This is a genomic window from Oligoflexus tunisiensis, from assembly GCF_001748245.1.
Taxonomy (GTDB): Bacteria; Bdellovibrionota_B; Oligoflexia; order Oligoflexales; family Oligoflexaceae; genus Oligoflexus; species Oligoflexus tunisiensis.
On the sequence record NZ_BDFO01000001.1, the window covers coordinates 5,163,651 to 5,184,973 of the forward strand.

Here is a 21,323-nt window from a genome sequence, read left to right on the forward strand (position 1 = left end):
TCCTCGTATCCAACTCCTAGTAGCTGAAATCCTGCCGATCACAGGGCGTATAATCAAAGCCTTCAACGTCCACAGGATTCGCCGGATCGGTCACATCCTGCACCGTAATCTCGCCGTCCACAGCGGTCAGATTATAAATTCTGGCGGGTTCCGTGGAACCTTCTGCAAAGATTTTGGCTTCCATCGAACCGGATTGCACCGCACAACTGGATTCCGTGAAGGTCATCAAAAGATCATCAAAGCTTGCTTCCACATGGCCACGGCCTGCATGGGAAGCCTTGATTACACCGGACGCTATGCGTTTGGACAGAAGTTGACGCGTACGGCTCAGGCTATCCCAGATCGCGCTCACCTGCAGAGCCTCTTTCGTTTCCAGCGCCAGGGAAAGTTCCCTGACGGTTCCATCCCGGGCCACAAAGTTGTCGTTTCGCGTCACGCTGAAACTCACAGTCCTGCTGCGACTGATGCTGCCGTCGTCCAGCGTCTCCTGGGAAAGCCATTTGGCCTGACGCGTGCCGTCGACCGAACTCTGAAGCGCGTGCGTGGCGGTTTCGCCGGTGCGCTTCAGGGTCCGTTCGAGCGAGCGTTCCGCGCTTCGCTTGACGGCAATGTCCAGCTGATAACCGGTCAAATCACCTTCGAAATCGATTGCCGCTGCTTTATGATTTGCGTCACAGCCAACCGCAGCGCCCTCCTGGGACCAGGTGCGGGTGATATCATGGTCGATGGTCGCGGAGGCACTGACAGCGATGCGAAGGTTGGAACGCTCCCAGCTGATCGCCTTATCGCGGGCGATCGTCACCACAGCCTTGTCATCGAGAACCTGACACTCGCGCTCCAGGCTGATCTCAACGTCGAGACCACCCTGCAGAGCGAAGGCCGTATTCTCGCTGCTTGCCATATTCGTGTCGCTCATGCTGTCCATGACTTCATGGAAGCTGGCGGAAACAGCCGCTTCACTTTGGGCGCTATCAAAGGCATGAGCGGATGCTTCGGTTTCTTCACGATCATCCTTGCCACAACCCAAAAGTAAAGAGCCGGCCAGGGCAAGATAAACAGGAGCGAGGAAATTGCGTTTCATAAGCTTGGTCTCCAAAGAGAGTTTCCATCCGATGGGGGGCTCCCATCACAACCTACAAAAAGCTTATCGGCCGCTCATTTTTGCAATCAAGAGAATATTTTATCTCACTATTTTTATTAAATAAAATTCATCTTTCTGAACAGAACTGCAGGTGATTTTGCAAATTTTTCAGTTTAACCTATTGAAATAAATGATATTACTTTTACAGAATTTTCAACCCGCTTGCAAAATACCTGGCACAGGACGTGAGCCAACCCATTTTTTCCCATGATTTCAGTGAAAAGGCAGGAATATTTGTTTGCAAAATGGGGAATAAAAAAAGCCCCGGCGAACCGGGGCTTTTCGACAGCTGTCACTAGGCGGCAGACTCACCAAGCGGCACAGTCTCTTCCACCTGAGGTTCCTCCTGATCCTCACGCAAAGGCGAACCGGGCTTTTTGAAAAGATACGTGATCTTTTCCCAGGTCGTCGCCGGCTGCTTGAGTTCCTCCCAGAGGCGCTGGGGCCCAATCCATTGAATTCTGATAGGGTTGGTCGTCTGAATCTGTTTCACGAGTCCATATTCCACGGGCTCTTCTTCGGATTCAAAGGTTTGGAACAGGCGATCCCAAATGCAGAGCACACCGCCGTAATTCTTGTCCAGATACTGTTCATTGCGTCCGTGATGCACGCGATGCTGGGAAGGAGTGGCCAGGACGTATTCCAGCCAGCCGAGTTTGCCAATATATTGGGTATGAACTGGCACCTGATAAAGGCGATGCAAAAGCTTCATAAAGACGATCACCGGCACAGGGATGCCCAGCATGGCGATCGGCGCGAGGAAAATCCAGCGATAGACTTCCTCAACCCAGGACAGTCGCGATGCCACCGCGAGATTGAAATGCTCGGAGGAATGGTGAATGTTGTGAAAGATCCAGAGTATGTTGAGTTCATGTCCGAGACGATGATCCCAGTAATAAAAGAAGTCGACCAGAAGAAAACAGACCATCCAGGTCACAGGACTGCTGGCGGACCAGCTCCAGGGGCTCAGGCTTGCTGCCCACAGAAGACCACCGATAAACACTGAGGCGAGCAGGAATTTGCGGATCCACTGATAACCCAGGGATGTGATCACGCTGGCGATGGTATCCTTGATCGCATAGCCGCCGTCGCGTTTGATGACGCTGCATGTGGCTTCGAGAATGATCATGCCTATCGTTACCGGTGTGGCAACGTTCAAAACTTCGTCTGCCAATTGCATCAAGTCCAAGGTCTCCCTCCTTTAGCTGACCTGTCTCTCCGAGATTGCCTCATTATTTTCGGAACAAACCGAAGGCTCTCAAAAAGGAATAGGTAAGACCATGAGGGTATTGATGGAATCGGCAGGATATTTCCAAGCCAACTGCATCCATAAGCCCGTGTAATGCAAAGGATTAGCTGGCCTGCTCAGTCGGGAGCTGCTGTGTTCAGGGTTGAAAAGAAAAGGGATAACGAACGTTTATGTCCTGACCGTCGCGCGGCGGTGCAAACTGCCAGGCCTCGATTCTTTCGACAAGGCAGCCCTCCATGGCGGGACTCTTCAAGGTGCTGGCGAGCAGGCGCACGTCGCGGGTGCGCCCATCCTTCTGGATGGTGAACGCAAAGAGCACCTTGCCCGCGGCCTTGGGGTTGTTCTGCTGCTCGGCCTTGTAGCAGGAATTCAGGTCACCGAGTTTCGGACGGACCATGCCTTCCACATCATCAGCCGCCGGCGCGGGCTGACCTTTTTGGTTGGACATGACCTGCGGCTGACCGGTCTCCACGTGCGTACAGGCATAGGGCAGAGCCAGAATCAGAAGGCACCAGGGAAACTTCATGGGGGGTCTCCTGAGGGGCGAGATGGGTTGAACACCATCCCTCTATTCTGGCTGGCAGGGCGGTGAAAGTCGAGAGCTTTGATTCCCGCTTTCACCAGCCCCTGATCAGTGTTGACCCCCCAGCGCCGCGCGCAGGGGTTTGTTGAACGCAGCCATCGCTGCTGCGGCGACCGCAGCCAGGACCGCCATCATCGTAAAGAATCCGCCCTTCGACATCGTGCTGTAGAAGGTGCCGAGGTAACCGCTCAGGTAGTTGCCGAGGAAGCTGGAGAGGAACCACATGCCCATCATCATCGAAACGATGCGGGCGGGCGCCACCTTGGTGACCAGCGACAGGCCTACAGGCGAAAGATAAAGCTCACCCATCGTCAGGACCAGGGTGGTCATGACCAGCCAGAGCACCGACCCACGTGAGTCGCCCACCACAGAAGCCGCAAAAATCATGATGCAGAAGGCAGCGGCCAAGAGAAGGCAGCCGATCGCCATCTTGGTGACCGAGGATGGTTCCTTGTTCCGCGCCGCTTGTTTTTTCCAGAAGAGGCCGAGCAAAGGCGCGAAGATCAAAATGGTGAGCGGGTTGAAGGACTGATACCAGGTCGAGGGCACTTCAAAGCCCAGGAGGTTCCAGTCGGTTTGGTTGTCGGCCCAGAGCTGCATGGTGTTGCCCTGCTGCTCATACACCGCCCAGAAAATCACGTTCAAACCACAGAGCGCAATCAAGGCCCAAATCGCCTTTTTCTCGCTCGGGGTGAAGGGCTCTTTTTTGCCTGCTTTTTGTTGAGCGGTTTGATTCATCAGCTTGTGACCGGCATGATCCGGATGCACCCTGATCAGACGTTGGCCGAAGATGTACACCATGAGGCCGATCACCATACCAACACCAGCGGAACCAAAGCCCCAGTGCCAGCCCAGTTTTTGTCCCAGTGTTCCGCAGACCAGAGGCGACAGGAAGGCGCCGAGGTTGATGCCCATGTAAAACAAGGTAAAGGCACCGTCACGACGCGGATCATCCTTGCCATAAAGATCGCCCACCTGGGTGGAGATGTTGGGTTTGAAGGCGCCGTTGCCCATGATCAGGAAGAAGAGTGCGAGGAAGAAGAGGTTTTCAAAGGCCATCAGGAAGTGACCGATGGACATCAGAACCCCGCCCAGGATCACTGTTCGATACTGGCCCAGCCAGCGGTCCGCGATCCATCCCCCGAGCAGCGGGGTGGCATAAACCAAACCTGTGTACAGACCATAGATCTGCGAGGCCAGCGGTTGAATAGCCAGAGTGCCAAAGATGGATTCCAGGATACCCTTGATCGTCGTGAAACCGACCACCTGCTCGTGCACATCGGGGCGCAGGAAGAGGTGATCGACCATGTAGAGCACCAGCAGCGCGCGCATGCCGTAGTAGCTCATGCGCTCCCACATTTCAGTCAGGAACAGTACGAAAAGACCCTTGGGGTGGCCGAGAAAGCTGCCCCCCTCATCCTTGAACTGGCCGGCCGGTCCGGTCGCAGCCCCCTTCTTCGTTATCGTTGCCAAATTTGATCCTCCGTCTGGAAAAAGTGTCCTTTTATAACACAGCAGCAATAAGGATCAATAGGGCGGATATGCTGCGTCATCGAAGACCTACAAGGCTTTGGGGCTTCCCGCCGATTCTTATTCATAATTCATTTGACATGGGACACCCGGGACCTATAGTCCTTCCCTCAAAGTGCTGCCTTTGCAGGAGAACGTGGTTATGAGTCTAGTCTTGAAACAGCTGAGTGTTCCCGTGGCATCCGGTGATCCCGATGCGCAGCTGCGTCCTCTCCTGGCCCAGGAACTCGGCATTCCCGAGCAGGAAATCACCGCGCTCCGGATCCTGAAAAAATCTCTCGATGCCCGTAAAAAATCGCGCATCGTCTATCATTACCAGGTGAACTTCGATTGCGTGGACCAGGCTGCGGTTCTGCGCAATGCCGGTGAGCGCGTCGCATCCTACGTCGAGCGTCCCTACTTTCATCCCATGGAAGGCATCAGCCTCGGCGGCAAACGTTTCCGCCATCCGCCGGTCGTCATCGGCAGCGGCCCGGCCGGAACCTTTGCGGCGCAGGTCCTGAGCGAAATGGGCCAGCCCTGCGTTGTCATCGAGCGCGGTGAACCCGTCGAATCCCGCATGCGCACCGTGCATCGTCTGCTCCGTTCGAGCGACTTCAACAACGAGTCCAACTACTGCTATGGCGAGGGCGGGGCCGGAACCTTTTCCGATGGCAAGCTCACCTGTGGCCGCAATCACCCTTTGATTCGTTACCTGTTTGAACAGTGGGTCCGCTTCGGGGCGCCCGATGAAATTTTATACGATGCGCATCCGCACATCGGCACCGACTATCTCATGGTGATTGCGAAGCGCACCCGTCAGCATCTCGAAAGCCTCGGCACGCGCTTTCTTTTCAACAAGCGCTTTGTGAATTTTGAGAGCGGTGGCGCCAACGCACGCCATACCGTGACGCTGCATGACGGCACGCGCCTGGATACCGATCACCTCGTGCTGGCGATCGGCCACAGCGCCCGTGAAACCTATGAGATGCTGCTCGACAAAGGACTGGCCATGGGCCCCAAACCCTTTGCGATCGGCGCGCGTTTTGAACATCCCCAGGATGTCATCGACAAAATTCAATTCGGCAGCTGCACCCTGTTGCCGGCGGCGGAATACAAACTCGCCGCGCAGGCTGAGGGTCGTGGCATCTGGACCTTCTGCATGTGTCCGGGTGGTCACCTGATGCCGACCGGCGCCCAGGAAGGTCACCTCGCCATTAACGGCATGAGCTATCATGCGCGGAACAGCGGCTTCGCCAATGCCGCGGTCGTGGTCAACGTCACGCGTGAGGATTTTTATCAGGGCCATCCCCTCGATGGCATGCGCTTTCAGGCGGCGATTGAGCAGGCCGCATTTGCAGCCGGAGGTGGCAACTACTTTTCACCCGCGCAGCGCCTGACGGATTTTCTGAAAGGTCGGGACAGCAAGGGGACACTCTCCTCCAGCTACAAACCCGGCGTCACCAATGCCCGTCTCGACAAGCTGCTGCCCGACTTCGTCGTGAAGAGTTTGCAAGGCGCCCTGACGGAATACAACAAGCGCATGCAGGGCTTTATCAGTCCGGAAGCGATCGTGGCCGGCGTGGAGACCAAAACCTCGGCACCGATTGTCATGCACCGGGACAAGGGTCTCCAGTCGGAAAGCCATCCTGGAATTTTCCCCGCGGGCGAAGGCGCAGGCTTTGCCGGTGGCATCGTCTCAGCGGCGCTGGATGGCGTAAAAATAGGTCGTGCCGTTGTCGAAAATGCACTGGCTGAGCAGCTGCTCGTCAGTCTTCATTGAAAGGTTGGTTCATCATGCGTGCATCCCCCTCGATCTTTGCGGCTATGGTTTTGACCCTTGCTTCAACTCAGGCCTCGGCCTGGGGTGAGCGTGGGCACAATGCGATCGCCCGGGTGGCCACCCGGATCATGGCGCAGGACAAGGATCCCGAGGTCGCGGCGCTGGGCGCCCTTATGCAAAAAAAGGAACACATGCTGGGTCACCTGGCAAATGTTCCGGACATAGTCTGGCGAGGGGTCCCGGAACTCGATGCCGAGAATGTTCCCAGCCATTTCGTGGATCTTGATTACATCCTGCCGGAAAACAAAAAACTGACCGCGAAGGATGCCCCGGCGGATTTTGAAACCTACAGGAAAGCCCTGGCCGCCAACTGCAGCAAAAAGGAATTGAGCTGCGCGCCGGGAGCCACCGAAGTTGATAAAATCAAGAAGGCCGGTCATGCCCCCTTTCGGATTCAGCAGCTCAGCCAGGATCTGACCAAAACTCTGGCTGAAGTCAAGAAGCTCGAAAACGATCCCAAAGCCAAAGCCGAGGAGCGCACGGCGCTGATCGATCAGGCCCTGCTCTACGCGGGAATTCTCGCGCATTTCGTCGGCGACCTCGCCAACCCGCATCATACCAGCGCGGACTACGATGGCTGGCATAATGATCAGGGTGGACTGCACAGTTACTTCGAATCCGAACAGGTCGATGCCCAGTCCCTCGATCTGGAGCAGGCGATGTTTGCCGTGGCCACGAAGGATAAGCCCGCGCAAAGGATCTTCGGCAAGGATCCCAAGGACCCTCTGCGGATGGCCTGGGAATTGACGCTGGCGAGCCATGCGCGGCTGCAGACATTGCATGAACTCGATCGCCGGCATTCGCTCCTCAAAAAGAGCGACAACGCGCGACGCATTAAAGCCAAACGCAAACCCTCCCATCAGGTGGCGCATGCGTATCGGAAGTTTCTGGTGGAACGCCTGAGCGTGGGTGCGGATGCCCTGGCCACGGTGTGGGTAACGTCCTGGAACGCGGCGGGTCGTCCGAAGCTGCAGGGCTATCACAGCTACAACTATCCCGTGAAGCCTGACTTCATCCCCCTGAGCTACGTGGCTCCGGTGGTGGCGCAGACGGAAACGGCGGAAAAACCTAAATTGTAATCAGGCTATGCGTTTTTGAGGTTCGCGAAGACCGAGCATGGATTTTTTCCCGGTCGAGAAGAAATGCAGACTGGAATAGCGGGTATGGCGATCCTTCGGACTGGCCGACACATCAAAGATCCCGATGAACTCCGAGCGTTTCTCGGGATCGACATTCACAATGAACGCATTCACCGACGCAAAACAGAAGTAAAGACCAAGGCCGGCCCCACCGGTGTCGTTGGTCAGGTTTTGCACCTTTTCCCGATCCGCACCAAAGCAGTGGACTAAAAACTTCTGCAGTGTGTCCCAGGTGATCGCACCAAAGGGATCGGAAATCGACACGGCGAGCTTTTCTCCATCACAGGCGAACTCCATGCGGGCCGCCTGTTTCGGCTTCAATATCACCCGGTTCTTCCGCGACAGATGATTGTAGAGCGACACTCCATCGGCATCACGGGGCGCATCATAGATGGCGTTCATCAGCAGTTCTTCACAGAAGAGCTCAACGGCCTGCACCACGGTATTGCGCAGATGAAAGCGGCGACAGAATTCCACTATGGCTTCGATATACTCGCCGCGTTCGGCCGAATCACGGATATGGAAGACTTCGGACTGCGTTCCAAAACTCAGATAATGCTTCACACCGAAGATGTCCTCGCCGTGCAGAATCTTGCGAACGGTGCTGACGATATCCCGGAGTTTCAAACTGCCGTCACTATTCTTGGCAATGATATTGGTGGCGGGAATCTCGGGAAGCAGCGGCGAAAGATCTTCGAACTTGGAGTTGGTCAGGAGGATCACCGGCGTTTCAATCTTTTTGCCGGCCATCTCTTTTCTTACGATATCGTGGTATTCAAGAGCATAGACCAGAAGATCGTAATTTCCTTCGCGCAAGGCTTTGACGAATTCTTCCGCGTCGGCAGGAATGAAACAGTCGCATGACGCCACCGCGAGCATCCGACGGATATCGCGGGAATTCTGTTTCGTATTGTCATAAAACAGAACAGTTTTCATCAGCCTGCCCTTTACGTGCGGAAAGATTCCGCGACCAGCCTCCAATCTACTCCCGTATTCGGTGCCCGGGAGGGAAACTTGAGATAACCCCCATAGGTAGGCAGAAAACTCAATTAGAATTAATCATTTCAATTGATTAAATCCTTTCACAAATCTGATCCCATATCGAGTGAGGGGGCCGGGGTGGACGTGACTCCGCCTTTCTGAAGGGACCTCCAGGCCTCACGGGACAAAATGTGACAGGTTTCGCTGACTTCGTCGAAACATAGTACCGCCTCACCACTTTTCAGCTTGCGCCGGATGCCTTCCACTTTGGCTAGTAAATCCGGGCTAGAGTGACCGTAGTCCGTACCTTCCCGACTGACATATTCCTCGATCACGCGGGTCAGAGTCTCAGCATCCAATCGATCCACGGGAATTTGCATAATGAAAGCCTTTCTTCTATAACTGGCGTCGACACGATGAGGAGACCATCATGCTTGACGCCCTCCCCCTGATTGCCGACCCCAACAGCAAACGAGCCCATTATAGCGCCGTGTTTGAGAGCATCAAAGCTTTGCTTGAACACGAAACCGACTGGGTGGCTGGCATGGCGACCGTGGTTTGTGAACTCCACCAGAGTTTTGCCTACTATCACTGGACCGGGTTTTATCGGGTGGTGCGCGAGCAGCATCTGAAAATCGGCCCCTATCAAGGCGCACATGGCTGCATCGACATTCCCTTTTCTCGCGGCGTATGCGGCGCGGCGGCACGCACGGGTCAGACGCAGCTGGTCCCTGATGTGAATGCGTTTCCCGGGCACATTGCCTGTTCCAGCACCACCCGCAGTGAAATTGTCGTGCCGGTGTTCAACCCCGCGGGGCAGCTCCTGGCTGTTTTTGACGTGGATTGCAATGATCCGGCGGCTTTTGATGCGGTGGATCAGGAGCAGCTTGAGGCGATCATGGCCTATTTCGGCCAGCGCTTCCCCATGCTGCCCTGCGGTTGATGGGTGGCGGAGTCTTAAAAGTTCATACTGCGGCCACGCCCCTCAACAAAGCGGCTGAACATGCGTTTGAGCATGGGCAGCACATCGTTGGGCGGCAGTTCAAAGGTGGGCGCCATCACTTCCGCGATCTGCCTGAGATTCCTCTGCCCGTCCACCTGCGCGAGGACCTGCGTCAGGGTCAGATTCACAATCATTTGCTGCTGTAAATCAGCCTGAATGGGAACAGGCATCTCGGTGTCAGTCAACCAGTTGGGCAGCGGTGTAAACGCCGGGCCTGGATCGATTTCCTGGACCTTGCGCGCCAAGAACGAGAAAACCTTTTCACTGCGCTGCTGGCAGCTCGATGGCGAGCGCAAATAAGGGATCACGTTCTCGCGAACCTGGAGCACTTCAAAACCGCTTTCCGCGAGGATATCCGGAATTTCATCGCGACTGTAACACAGGTGCTGTAGACGATGATGGAAGACGGTGGAACCAAAGTTGAGCCAGCGGGCGCCCGGTTTCAAAATGCGATTGAGTTTTTTGGCGAAACTGCGGAAATCCTGGGGCACGATATCGATGATCCACGGCGTGAGCAGCGTATCAATGCTGGCATCCTGGAAGCAGGGATTCATGGCATCGGCCATGAGAAACGTAAAGCCCTGTTTGATGGTTTCCGGCGCGCGGCATTTCACACGGCTGGCAAAGGCTTTGGCATCGATTGGGGCCATCGGAAAATCATAAAGATTCAGATTGCGGCCGGCCAGCATGCGTTCGGCCACCAGGAGATAAAAGGGATTGATGTCGAGTGCAATGGTTTCACGCCCGCCGAGGCGCCGATGGATATCATAGGCCAGACGGCTGGGACCACTGCCGAGCACCAGCATGGTTCCCAGTGGATGCGGGCCCAGCATGCCGGCCAGCATATCCTCGCAGATTTGATTTTCCTCTTCACCCCAGCCCCAGTCGCGCAGGATATTGCCGTAGTACCCCATGAGCTGCTGGCTCTCCGGCAGGGGCGTCTGGGCGGCGAGCTGCTGTTCATAACTGGGTCCACCACCGAGCAGCAAGGGTTCAAAGAGCTTTTCCAGCTCCCGATGCTGCTCGGTCTTGGCCTGCACCAGATGCTGCAGGCGCTCTTTGGTTTTGGGCAAAAGGTCGAGCAGCTTGAGTTCCATTTTCAGATTTTGAATGTCCTCGTGGAGCTGCTGCAGATAAAAGCGGAAGCGTTGGGTCCAGTCGGCTTTCCATTCGCCGGAATTGGCAAAAATCCAGGGAAAATCGCCCCAAACGGGAAATGTCGTTTGACAACCCTGACAGCGCAAAGCGTCCTTGCCGTCCTGCACTTTCCCTGAACAAACGGGACAGCTCAACTTTTCAGCCAAAGTCTGAAATGCGCCCATGCATGCCTCGTAATTTTTTTGTTTCACGATAGGATAGCATGGGCCAAGGGCAGGTCGGAATGTAATTTATATTTTTCGTTTCCCGAGTTTGGGCTTTTTGCCGACAGTCGTGACGTGATGGATCACAAGCCGCGGGGTGATTTCATCGGCATTGGCGTTGAAGGCTTTGGGATTGCGTATGGCCAGCTCGCGCAAGCTGGTGAGCTGCACTTCCTTCACCGCTGACCAGCCGGCGGGCAGATCATCGAAATCGAGTTCCCCTTCATGGCCGAGGGCCGCGAGGGTGAATCGGAAGAGGCTGATCTCCTTTTGGGTGCGATTGTAAATTTCCACAAAGGCCGCGCCGGATTCCTTGGGCAGGTGCAGAATCATAAGCACATGCTCGCCGGAACCACTGTTATAAACATCCTTGAGCGAGGCAAAGATCTTCGGCTCCGGAATCGCAATCGGAGCCGCATGCCCTGCGGCCGCCGGGCCCAGGATAAGCCCCATCAGCATGACGATGAGTTTTTGCATACGTGACTCCTTTTGTCCTGCCACTCCTTTTGTGCAACCCCCCGCAGGGGGGGCAGCCTCATCGATACCAGAAATGCGCCCAGGACAGTGGCACGCGTTTTCGCGTAAATTCCTGGATGAAACGGCAGTTCAAATCCCTTACACTCACCTTTCTTTCCAAGTCTGCGTCAGGAGGAGTGATCCCATGGAATCAGCGGAATATCGTTATGAAACCGTGGTCAAGGAAACCATGCTGGATGCCATGGGACATTTGAACCACGCATCGTATCTGACTGTTTTCGAGGAAGCGCGCTGGGATATGTGCACGGCCCAGGGCATGACCATCGAAAAAATGCAGGCGCGTGGCATTGGTCTGGTCGTGATCGAAGCACATATTCAGTATCGTCGTGAAGTTCGCGGCGGCGAGCCTTTGCTCATCAAAACCCGCTTTCTGGATGTGCATCGCAAAATCTGGCGCGTGGAACAAACGATGGAAAATGCAGCCGGCACAGTTTGCTCCACGCTGCATTTGAAGGGCAGCATGTTCGATCTCAGGGAGCGCAAAATCCTGCTGGCCGACAGCGAATGGCGGGCGGTATTTCTCGGCCAGGGATTGTGAACCTCAAACCACAGAAATGTCGGAAGCGGTCCACCCTTCTGATAAAAAATGTAAAGAATCCTCGCCACATGCCGGCTTCACCCCGGCCGCTCTGAGATGGATCCAAACCGGAACATGAGGGCGTAAGCTGTGGGTTGGACTCCGTATTTCCTGTTGCGCGTGCGCGGCCAGCAAAGGAATAATGCGCCCCAGCTTTGTCAGTCATTCAAGGGGGATCATTATGAAACTTGGCTACCTCATGGCAGCTTTGATTTTGCTGGGCTCATTCACGCGCCCGGCGGCCGCGGCTTCCGTGATCGCGGCTCAATCGGAGCTGGCGATTCAAAGTCTGGCGATCGATTCAGTTGAGGAATTTCCAGTTGCCGTCGATAAACAGCAGCGCCTGCGGCCCATGGCAGTCCTGGCTGATGGCAGAAAAATACTTTACGATGGGCGTGTCCGCTGGTCGACACCGAGTGATGCGATCGAGCTGACCGACAGCGGTTTCGTCACAGGTCTGAAACCGGGCAAGGCCATGGTTTCCGTCAGCTCTCTCGATCATCCGACGCTGAAAGCGTCGCTGGAATTCGAGGTCCGCAAGGAACCCGTCACCGTTTATTTTCAGGCTCCCAAAAACTGGAACAAGGTGCACGCCTGGTTCTGGTACCTCGATGGCAAGGCCAATATCAGCGGCCGGGATGACAATGGCCAGCCTCACAAGGCCATCACCGCACCGAATCAAGGCGCCTTTCCTGGACCGGCGATGCAGCCCGTGGACGGGATGCCCGGCTGGTTTTTTATCGCTCTGCCGCGCTGGGACGATCCACTTTATGCCGGCAAAAATCTTGTGAAGCAACCCATTCGCCTGGTGTTCAGCAATCCCGATAACGGCGAAAAAACCCGGGACTTTGTCCACTATGATGGCTGCTTTCTGTCCTACAACCGTTATCTGCAAGGCAACGTGATCGATGGCCGCTGGGATGGACCGATGAACTGTCCGGCCTTTCCCAAACGTCTGCGCGTGCTCGCGGAAGGACGGGGTGGACCGATCTGGGGTCCCCAGGGTTTTGTGGATCTGCTGACCCTCGGCACGTCGCAGGCCCTCACGCGTTTCACGCTCGATGGTTCCAAGGCCTCGCTTGACAACGGCAGCGAATTTCCCAAGAACGCTCTGATTCTGGACCGGCAGTTCAATGCCCAAGGCGAGGCCTTCGTTTGCACCTATGCGCAGGACATCCTCTCGGCAGCGGCGGTCGATGAATGTTTCCGTTTTTATCGCCCGACCTTCGACACTGCCAGCAGCTTCCCTGGACTGGGCGTGACCTGGCATGAGACGGCCACCACCTTCGCCATCTGGTCACCGGATCGCAACAGTGTCGAGCTCTGGCTCGAAGGACAAACCCTGCCGATGGGCTACATCGGGGATCAGGTGAATATGCCAGGCGTCTGGGCCGTGACGATTCCCGGCGATCATAAACTGAAACGCTACCAGTACCTGGTCGATGACGTGGCGGTTCGGGATCCCTATGCCGTCATGGTGCAACCCGGGACCGATTACAATATCGTGCTCGATCCGGCGCGGATTGCCCCCGCCGAGGGCTGGGCTCCCACGCCGCCCCTCGTCCACCGCGAGGATGCGATCCTTTATGAACTCAGTATCCGTGATTTCACCAGCGACACGAGTTCAGGCGTGAGTCCGGAAAATCGCGGCAAATTTATGGGCCTCGTGGAACCCGGGACCTTTCTCAACAAGGGTCAAAGTGGAGAAAACCCCGCGATCAAAACCGGCATCGAGCATCTCAAGGAGCTTGGCGTCACCCATGTCCAGATCATGCCGGTCTACGACTTTGCGACCTGTGGTCTGAAGGATCCCAAAAATGGTCCGAACTGTTACAACTGGGGCTATGATCCGGAGAACTTCAACGTGCCCGAGGAACGCTACTCGCGGACACCCATGGATTATGAGAACCGCATCCGCGAGTTTCAAACCATGGTCAATGAATTGCATAAGGCCGGCATCCGGGTGATTCTCGACGTGGTGTACAACCACACCTGGATGCGCCCCTTCCGTGAAGCGGACGAGGGTGAAAAATACTTCGGTGATATTACCGGTCGCTACTTCCTCTTTAATGCGGAAGGATTTGGTTACCAATTGACTGGCACAGGCAACACCATTGACCCCAAGGATCCCATGGTCCATCGGTATATCCGCGATTCCCTGGAATACTGGGTGAAGACTTACAACATCGATGGTTTCCGCTTTGATGTTGCCGGCGTGTTTGACTACATGGAAATCACGGATTGGATGACCTGGCTCTATGACCGCTTCCCCGACCGGCAGCTCCTGGCTTATGGCGAACCCTATACAGCCATGCCGGACCCCGATCCCAATCATTACCGCCTTTCGAATGCTCAGAAAATGGTCAACGCCAAAGGCCAGAAGGCGCAGTTCGGCGGCTTCAACTTTTCCTACCGCGAGGCCATCAAAGGCAACAATGATACCGGCTACGGCGGCGGCTTTGCCTTCAATGGCAGCTACGATGCCACGACGATCATCAATGGTCTGCGCGGCAGTCTCGGGTACGACGCCATCGACCAGTCGGCCTTTGCCGACGATCCGGTCCAGACCATCAACTATGCGACCTCGCATGATAATCTGAATCTCTTCGACAAGATCAACGCCTGGGCGGGCCTCCAGTCCTTCCCCGTGAGTCTGGACTATAAGAAACGCATCGCGGCGTTCGCCAATGGGATCATCCTGGTCTCGCAGGGCATCCCTTTTCTTCACAGCGGTGAAGAATTCGCGCGGACCAAGGCAGGGATTCCCGACTCCTACCAGGCCGGTGATGCCATCAATCGGGTCCACTGGGGGCGCAAAGCCGAGTTCAAGGACCTTTTCGATTTTTACAAACAGATGGTGAACAACCGTCGGCGCTTTGCCGGCCTGCGTCTGCCCACCCAGGAGGAAATCGACCAGTCCGTTTCGGTGCAGGCGCTCGGTCAGGGCTTCTTTGAACTCAGGGTCAGCCCGAACGGCAAAAATCGTTCCGAACTTCTGATCCTTCTGAATTCCGGACCGGATCGGGAATATAATTTGCCAGCCGGCGATTGGTACCTGGTCTCGGAACAGGGTCGGGCCACTCAGGAACGCAAAATGTCCGGGCGGGTCATGGCCGGCGGCACGGCTCTCACCTTCTTCCATCGCTAGCTCCACGTCAGGGGGCACCGCAGCCGGTGCCCTTAAAACTTCCCGGTCTCATAGTCAAACCAAATAACTTCTTGTTTTACCAAGAATGACTAGGTAGTCTTTCTCTGCAATTCGGCGAAAGCTGTGCTATTATAGAGTCATCTTTTCCCCTGTGCTGTCGCCACTCTCGACCGGCCGGGGGTTCCACCATTCAGATCTGCGCTCATCCTAAGTCTCAAGCGACTTGTCGAGCCTTTCTCGAAACAAGGGGACATCATGAAGCTAAAAAACCTTAACCCTTTGTTCCTTTCTTTATGCGTCGCGCTTCCCTATGGCTGCTCGACGACCTCGCATGAAGAAGAGAACATGGCCACGGCTGAAATTGATAACGAACTGGAATCCGACGAGGGATCGGTTGATGCGGAAGTCGAACCTACCGAAATCGATGAAGCCCTGGACGATAGCTCCGGGGAAGCCGTGCCGGAGATCGGGACCGAGGAAGATGAAATCAACCAGGCCCTGAAACACGGCATTCCCATTGAGCTGAATGATAAGGTCGAAAAGTGGATCGACTACTTCGTGAATAAAAATCCGGACGCGTTTCAACGCTTCATGGACCGCGGTCAGCCCTATAAAAACATGATCGTCGCCGCCCTGCGTGATCGCGGCATCCCAACTGAACTTTATTATCTCGCCATGATTGAAAGCGGTTTCGTACTGCACGCCCGCTCCCCTATGGCCGCTGTGGGCTTCTGGCAATTTATTCCAGCCACCGGCCGGCGCTATGGACTGCGCGTCGACAACTATGTGGATGAACGTCGCGACCCACGGCGCGCAACGATCGCGGCGGCGATGTACCTGTCCGACCTCAACAACGTGTTCGACTCGTGGTATCTGGCGCTCTCCGCTTATAACGCTGGTGAGATGCGCATTATGAATGCGATCATGCGCGGCAAGTCCCGTGATTTCTGGCAGCTGGTGAAAGACAAGCAACTGCCGTCTGAAACGATGGACTACATTCCCAAATTCATGGCCGCGTTCCTGATCGGCACCAATCCCGAAAAATATGGCTTCCGCCGTCCGACCGCCGAACCCAATGAAGAACTCGTGGCCGTGAACGTGCCGTCGCCGATTTCCCTGAGCACGATCGCCGAATATACTGAAGTGCCGCTCGTGACCCTGCAGCTGACCAATCCGCATCTGACCAAGGACATGACCCCTCCCGGTACGGAAAATTATAAGATTTGGGTTCCGAAGACCTTTGCCAGCAACATCAATGACAATCAGGAACGCCTGGCTTCGGCCCGTCTGAATATTAAATCGACCAGAATTGCCAGGGTCGAGAAGACATCCAGGAGCAGCAGCGGCACCAACCGTAAGTTCCATCGCGTGAGACGCGGCGAACACCTGACCATGATTGCTGAAAAATACGGAATGACCGTGGGCCAGCTGAAGGTTTTCAACCGTCTGAAGAGCAATCTGATCCGTCCGGGCATGAAGTTGAAAATCACGGGGTCGGATGCCAACGTGGTCGAGACCGAGACCGATTCCAAAGGATCGGGAACCTATCGTGTCCGCCGCGGGGATAATCTGCACGATATCGCCAAACGCTTCGGCACAACGGTGAAGACTCTGAAAAAAGTGAACCGACTGCGGCGCACGGATCTGCGCATCGGGCAGGTTCTTAAGATCGCGAAAAATACCTAAGCCTGGAAAAAGGCAGGGTTTCGACCCAAAGGCGTTCGCTGAAGGGCTGAGGAGAAATCTTCAGCCCTTTTCTCATGGGCAAGAGGTGGCGGCCTGCTCCAAGGAGTGGCGTCGCACTGCGAAAGATAGGACTCTCTACGCCATTTCATTATTGCTATAATCATGGCAAATCACCTTCTGCTTGCAACACAGACCTTTGGGGCAACGCCAAATGACGAAGAAAAATCTTCTCTTTCTGCTCATTTCCCTCTCAACACTGGAGTGGAGCGGCGAATTGCTCGCGGCTGAGGAAGACCTGTCTCTGGCCGATCTTCTCAGCTTGAAAGTGGATGTATCCTCGTCCAATCCCGAGACCATTTTCAATACGCCGTCGTCGGTGTCGGTGATCGATCGGAAGACGATCAAGAAGCTGCATTTCCGATCCGTTTCCGAGGCGATCAAAACCCTGGCCGGCGTGGACGTAAGTCGAACGTTCTTTGCCCAGAATATACCATCCATTCGCGGCATCCTGCAGGATAACTACGTGAACCGCCTGCTCGTCCTGATCGATGGCGTCCCGACCTGGAACTCGGTCACGGGCCATGGAGAGATCGAGAGGGTCAATATTAATGATTTGGAACGAATCGAAGTCCTGAAGGGACCTGCCTCGGTTCTCTACGGTACCAACGCCTACTCGGGAGCGATCAATCTGGTTCTCCGGCGCCCGGAAAAAGAGGGTGAGAAGGAGACCCTCCGGGAGTTTCGGACAGGAGCCGGATTCCTCAGTGGCCTCCTCGGTGCCGGCGGGCATGTCATGCATTCCGAAGGCAACGTGCAGTTTTTCGTCGCAGGGAGCAGTGAAACTCAATCAGGCTCGAAGTACCCCGGTAAAAACAACAAGGGAGAGGAAGGGTACTTCCGTGATGAGAACGGCGATTACCTTTTCTTCAAGGACTTTCAGGAGAAGTCGAACCTGACGGGAAAAGTGAACTATGATGCATCCTATGGCAAGCATTCCTTATTCATCAATACCTACCGCAACAATCTGAGCTTTCTGGGCGCCCGTCCGATCCGCAGCCAGGGGGCCGGCAATCCCTATGAAGTCTTCGGCAAGATGGCCAACTATAGCTTTCAGCGCCCTATCGGCGATTCGTCGCTGAAGGTTTCTCTGGTCTATGACTCCAACAGCAGGGAATTTTCCCGGAAAGAGGACAATCGGGTCAAAGGTCGCCTGCAGGGCGACCGCATGCTCAGTCGCACGCAGTGGAACCTGAATATTACGCCCTCGCTCGACCTTGAGACGGGTTTCGATATCGAAAAACGGACGAGCCAGCGCTTTGAACTTTTCGATCCCCTCGACCAGAAAGTATTCCAGGACAACGAGATGTCAGGCCGCAGCATCAGCGAGCGGTCAGGGTTCGTTCAGATGGGCTTTCATGGTGAAAAGACCGAGAGCAAGTGGCCGTTCCGATTGCTGTTCGGGGCACGCCTCACGAAGAATGATGCCTATGATCAGAACACTTCGTTCAGGGGCACGTTCGTCTACAATATCGCCGAAAAATCCAGCCTGAAGCTCGTCTATGGCCAGTCCTACCGCGCACCTTCGCTATTTGAACTTTATTATAAGGATTCCGCCGCGACCAACGAAATCTTCGGCAACGACCAGCTCGAACCCGAGTCGAGTGATAGCTTTGAACTGGCCTACCTCCTGGCTCCGACGGACTCCCTGTTTTTTCAGGTCACCTACTTCGCGGCTGAGTATGACGACAAGATTACCCGTGTGTTGCGGAATCCGGACATCGCCAGTGACCTCTCCCTGACCTTTGCCAACAGCGAGAAATTCAAAGCCCAGGGCATCGAGTTGGAAGCCAAGTATCAGAACCCGAACGTCATTGACGCTTTCTGGACCATTTCCTCGATCAAAGGCGATGAGGGCGATAAGGTGGGCGACAAATGGAATTACAGATTCGTCCCCGAGGTCAGCTCGTCCCTTTCCTTGTCGAAAGGCATCGAGGTCTGGTCCGTATCGGCGACCGCCAATTACCGCGGAGAGCGGGGCAGCCCGACGGATAAGATCAGCCCCATGGGCACTTTGGACAGCGCCCTGGCCTATCGCAGCGCCTTCGGTTCGCACTCTGTACAAGTCAAGAACGCGACTGATGCGAAGGTCGCGGTCCCTGAATACATTCGCGGTGACATCGACAGCCTTTACTCCGGGGAACGGCGCGAAGTCATCTATGAATTCGCCACCTCGTTCTAGAAAACTCAGCCGGGTTGCCTTTCTCCGTTTTCTTTCGTCATGGAGTCGATGCGCATGCATAAGTTCGCTCTCTCAGCCGCAATGCTTTTCGCTTTCGCTTGCGACGAAAAATACCCCGACGGTTCCATGAATTCAGGTCTCAAGGTGGGACTGGTGACGGACGGCGGGAAAATTACCGATGGAACGTTCAATCAGATCGCCTATGAAGGGGGCGTGCAGGCTGCGAAAGACTTCGGGCTTCAGTTCGACTATCGCGTGCCGGAGTCCACCGATGCCATTGAGCACAATATTCAGTCCTTCATAGACTCTGACTATGATCTGATCGTAACGGTCGGGTTCCTCATGACGGATGTTACGAAGGAAATGGCCCTGCGGAATCCGGACATCAAGTTCGCGATTGTGGACGTGACCTTTGAAGAGACGGTTGGAAATTTGATCGGGCTCGGCTTTGCCGAGGACCAGGCAGGTTTTTTGGCTGGAGCTCTGGCTGGACAAGTGTCTGAGAATAAATCCGTTGCCGTCGTAGGCGGGCTTTCCATTCCGCCCGTGAAACGCTTCGTCCATGGATTCGTCAACGGAGCCAAACGATCCTGTCCTGACTGTGCTGTCAACTGCTCGTATGTTATGTCGTTCGGGGCTCCCGCGACGGGTGCGGAAGAGGCCCGCAGCCTGATCGCTCTGCATGGCGCCGATGTCTTATTTGGAGCCGGAGGAGCAACCGGATCGGGAGGCATTCTGGAAGCGGCCGGTCAGGGGATTGGAGTAATCGGCGTTGACATGGATGAGTACCATACCACCTTCAAAGGTGGGGCGGAACCCAGCTCGATCAACCTCCTGGCCAGTGCCACGAAGAGAATCGATGTGGCTGTCTATAAGGCGATTCAGAAGGCGATTGATGAGAACTTCGAGCCGGGCAACCTTATCTTTGATCTGCCGAATGATGGCGTTTCCTTAAGTGGCTTTCATTCGACACGGGTTTCTCATGAAGCCAGGAGCGCGGTCGCCTCCATGCAGTCGGAGATGGCGGCTGGATTCATCGCGACCGGCGTCGAGGCGAATGGCGATAACGGAGCTCATCCAGATGTGGTGTGCAAGGAGGTTGCTGTCCCAGAATAAGTGTCCGGCACCAGCCTAAAATCACCCATATGTTCATGACCGGATCGTAATGTTATGAAGCACTCAAGGATTTCCCTGAACGGATCGTGCGCGTAATATCCAGCGTACGAGGGTTCCTTTTCCAACGCTTCATAAGGACACGATCATGATTCAAGCCAAAGGCGTTGCTGCCTATTCTCCTACACAAGCGCTCGCACCCTTCACTTTCGAACGTCGTGATCCGCGGGATCATGACGTCGTTATCGACATCAAGTTCTGTGGAATTTGCCACTCCGATATTCATCAGGCCCGCGACGAATGGGGCGGGGCCATCTTTCCCATGGTTCCAGGCCATGAGATCGTGGGAATCGTTCGAGCCATAGGGCCCAAGGTCACGAAGCACAAGGCGGGCGATCGCGTCGGCATCGGCTGCATCGTGGACTCCTGCCGACACTGCGCCCACTGCGAACAGAACCTTGAACAGTATTGCCTCAAAGGCCCCACGGTCACCTACAACGGCTACGAACGCGACGGAAAAACGCCCACGTTCGGCGGCTATTCGAATGTCATCGTTGCCGATGAGAATTATGTCCTGCGCATGCCCGCCTCGCTGCCTCTGGATCAAGCCGCTCCCCTGCTGTGCGCCGGCATCACGCTCTATTCCCCCCTCATGCACTGGAAGGCAGGGCCTGGGAAGAAAGTTGGGATCATGGGATTAGGCGGCCTGGGGCATATGGGAGTTAAAATAGCGGCGGCGCTGGGCGCTCATGTCACGGTCCTGAGCCACTCCGAGAAAAAGCGGGACGATGCCATGAGGATGGGCGCCCATCAATTTCTGGTCACCCATAACACGAGCGTTTTCCAGGAGTACGCCAGCACTTTCGATCTTATTATCAATACCGTGTCTGCCGAAATCAAGATGAGCGATTACTTTGGACTCTTGAAGCTCGATGGCGCTCTGGTGGTCGTCGGTATTCCCGACAAACCTCTCGCCATCCATCCCTATCCTCTGGTCGCCATGCGCCGCAGCTATGCCGGCTCCTTGATCGGTTCGATCAAGGAAACGCAGGACATGCTCGATTTCTGCGCAAAGCACAACATTGCGTCCGACATCGAGCTGATCACCCCCGAGCAGATAAACCAGGCTTACGACCGCGTTGGCAAAAGTGATGTCCGCTACCGCTTCGTGATCGACATGTCGGCCCTATGAGGGAAGGGAATTTGCCACTCCG

At 55.4% G+C, this 21,323-nt stretch carries 17 protein-coding genes; 9 read left to right on the top strand and 8 right to left on the bottom strand.

Annotation, left to right across the window (positions count from 1 at the left end; all coding sequences use genetic code 11):
• Positions 1-16: 16 nt before the first annotated feature.
• From OLTU_RS21275 to OLTU_RS21290, 4 genes are all read right to left on the bottom strand, one after another.
• Positions 17-1,081: a hypothetical protein gene (locus OLTU_RS21275; RefSeq protein WP_141734763.1), complete on the bottom strand. Its 1,065-nt coding sequence runs from the start codon at positions 1,079-1,081 to the stop codon at positions 17-19.
• Between the two features lie 355 nt (positions 1,082-1,436).
• The gene (locus OLTU_RS21280) at positions 1,437-2,321 is read right to left on the bottom strand and encodes a sterol desaturase family protein (protein ID WP_245676876.1); all 885 of its coding nucleotides are present in this window, start codon (positions 2,319-2,321) and stop codon (positions 1,437-1,439) included.
• A gap of 205 nt (positions 2,322-2,526) precedes the next feature.
• Positions 2,527-2,916 carry an AgmX/PglI C-terminal domain-containing protein gene (locus OLTU_RS21285; RefSeq protein WP_141734765.1) on the bottom strand — a complete coding sequence of 130 codons (390 nt, stop codon included), beginning with the start codon at positions 2,914-2,916 and terminating at the stop codon, positions 2,527-2,529.
• Positions 2,917-3,021: 105 nt separating this feature from the next.
• Positions 3,022-4,446: a peptide MFS transporter gene (locus OLTU_RS21290; protein WP_218110173.1), complete on the bottom strand. Its 1,425-nt coding sequence runs from the start codon at positions 4,444-4,446 to the stop codon at positions 3,022-3,024.
• A 199-nt stretch (positions 4,447-4,645) separates the two neighbouring features.
• On the opposite strand from OLTU_RS21290, the gene OLTU_RS21295 reads away from it, so the two are divergent.
• Both OLTU_RS21295 and OLTU_RS21300 read left to right on the top strand, forming a co-directional pair.
• Positions 4,646-6,265 carry an NAD(P)/FAD-dependent oxidoreductase gene (locus tag OLTU_RS21295; RefSeq protein WP_141734766.1) on the top strand — a complete coding sequence of 540 codons (1,620 nt, stop codon included), beginning with the start codon at positions 4,646-4,648 and terminating at the stop codon, positions 6,263-6,265.
• Between the two features lie 14 nt (positions 6,266-6,279).
• The gene (locus OLTU_RS21300; protein ID WP_141734767.1) at positions 6,280-7,404 is read left to right on the top strand and encodes a phospholipase C/P1 nuclease family protein; all 1,125 of its coding nucleotides are present in this window, start codon (positions 6,280-6,282) and stop codon (positions 7,402-7,404) included.
• Here the strand turns inward: OLTU_RS21300 and OLTU_RS21305 are convergent, their stop codons facing one another.
• A complete protein-coding gene (locus tag OLTU_RS21305) occupies positions 7,405-8,400 on the bottom strand; it encodes a hypothetical protein (RefSeq protein WP_141734768.1) in 996 nt (331 codons plus the stop codon).
• A gap of 146 nt (positions 8,401-8,546) precedes the next feature.
• A complete protein-coding gene (locus tag OLTU_RS21310) occupies positions 8,547-8,813 on the bottom strand; it encodes a YheU family protein (protein ID WP_218110174.1) in 267 nt (88 codons plus the stop codon).
• Positions 8,814-8,875: 62 nt separating this feature from the next.
• Here OLTU_RS21310 and msrC point away from each other — a divergent pair, with 62 nt between their 5' ends.
• Positions 8,876-9,388: a free L-methionine (R)-S-oxide reductase MsrC gene (gene msrC / locus OLTU_RS21315; protein WP_141734770.1), complete on the top strand. Its 513-nt coding sequence runs from the start codon at positions 8,876-8,878 to the stop codon at positions 9,386-9,388.
• A 14-nt stretch (positions 9,389-9,402) separates the two neighbouring features.
• Here msrC and OLTU_RS21320 read toward each other — a convergent pair whose 3' ends face one another.
• Positions 9,403-10,770: a class I SAM-dependent methyltransferase gene (locus OLTU_RS21320; protein WP_141734771.1), complete on the bottom strand. Its 1,368-nt coding sequence runs from the start codon at positions 10,768-10,770 to the stop codon at positions 9,403-9,405.
• Positions 10,771-10,836: 66 nt separating this feature from the next.
• A complete protein-coding gene (locus OLTU_RS21325; RefSeq protein ID WP_141734772.1) occupies positions 10,837-11,286 on the bottom strand; it encodes a hypothetical protein in 450 nt (149 codons plus the stop codon).
• A gap of 184 nt (positions 11,287-11,470) precedes the next feature.
• On the opposite strand from OLTU_RS21325, the gene OLTU_RS21330 reads away from it, so the two are divergent.
• The 6 genes from OLTU_RS21330 to OLTU_RS21355 all read left to right on the top strand — a co-directional run bounded on the left by OLTU_RS21330 (position 11,471) and on the right by OLTU_RS21355 (position 21,301).
• Positions 11,471-11,884 (top strand): acyl-CoA thioesterase, encoded by a 414-nt coding sequence (locus OLTU_RS21330; RefSeq protein ID WP_176736828.1) that lies wholly within the window; start codon positions 11,471-11,473, stop codon positions 11,882-11,884.
• A 220-nt stretch (positions 11,885-12,104) separates the two neighbouring features.
• On the top strand, positions 12,105-15,071 hold the full coding sequence (locus OLTU_RS21335; protein WP_176736829.1) for an alpha-amylase family glycosyl hydrolase: 2,967 nt from the start codon (positions 12,105-12,107) through the stop codon (positions 15,069-15,071).
• Positions 15,072-15,326: 255 nt separating this feature from the next.
• On the top strand, positions 15,327-16,757 hold the full coding sequence (locus tag OLTU_RS21340) for a LysM peptidoglycan-binding domain-containing protein (protein WP_141734775.1): 1,431 nt from the start codon (positions 15,327-15,329) through the stop codon (positions 16,755-16,757).
• A 211-nt stretch (positions 16,758-16,968) separates the two neighbouring features.
• Positions 16,969-18,996 (top strand): TonB-dependent receptor plug domain-containing protein, encoded by a 2,028-nt coding sequence (locus OLTU_RS21345; protein WP_141734776.1) that lies wholly within the window; start codon positions 16,969-16,971, stop codon positions 18,994-18,996.
• A 126-nt stretch (positions 18,997-19,122) separates the two neighbouring features.
• Positions 19,123-20,112 (top strand): BMP family ABC transporter substrate-binding protein, encoded by a 990-nt coding sequence (locus OLTU_RS21350; RefSeq protein ID WP_218110175.1) that lies wholly within the window; start codon positions 19,123-19,125, stop codon positions 20,110-20,112.
• 145 nt (positions 20,113-20,257) lie between these two features.
• On the top strand, positions 20,258-21,301 hold the full coding sequence (locus tag OLTU_RS21355; RefSeq protein WP_141734778.1) for an NAD(P)-dependent alcohol dehydrogenase: 1,044 nt from the start codon (positions 20,258-20,260) through the stop codon (positions 21,299-21,301).
• Positions 21,302-21,323: the final 22 nt, after the last annotated feature.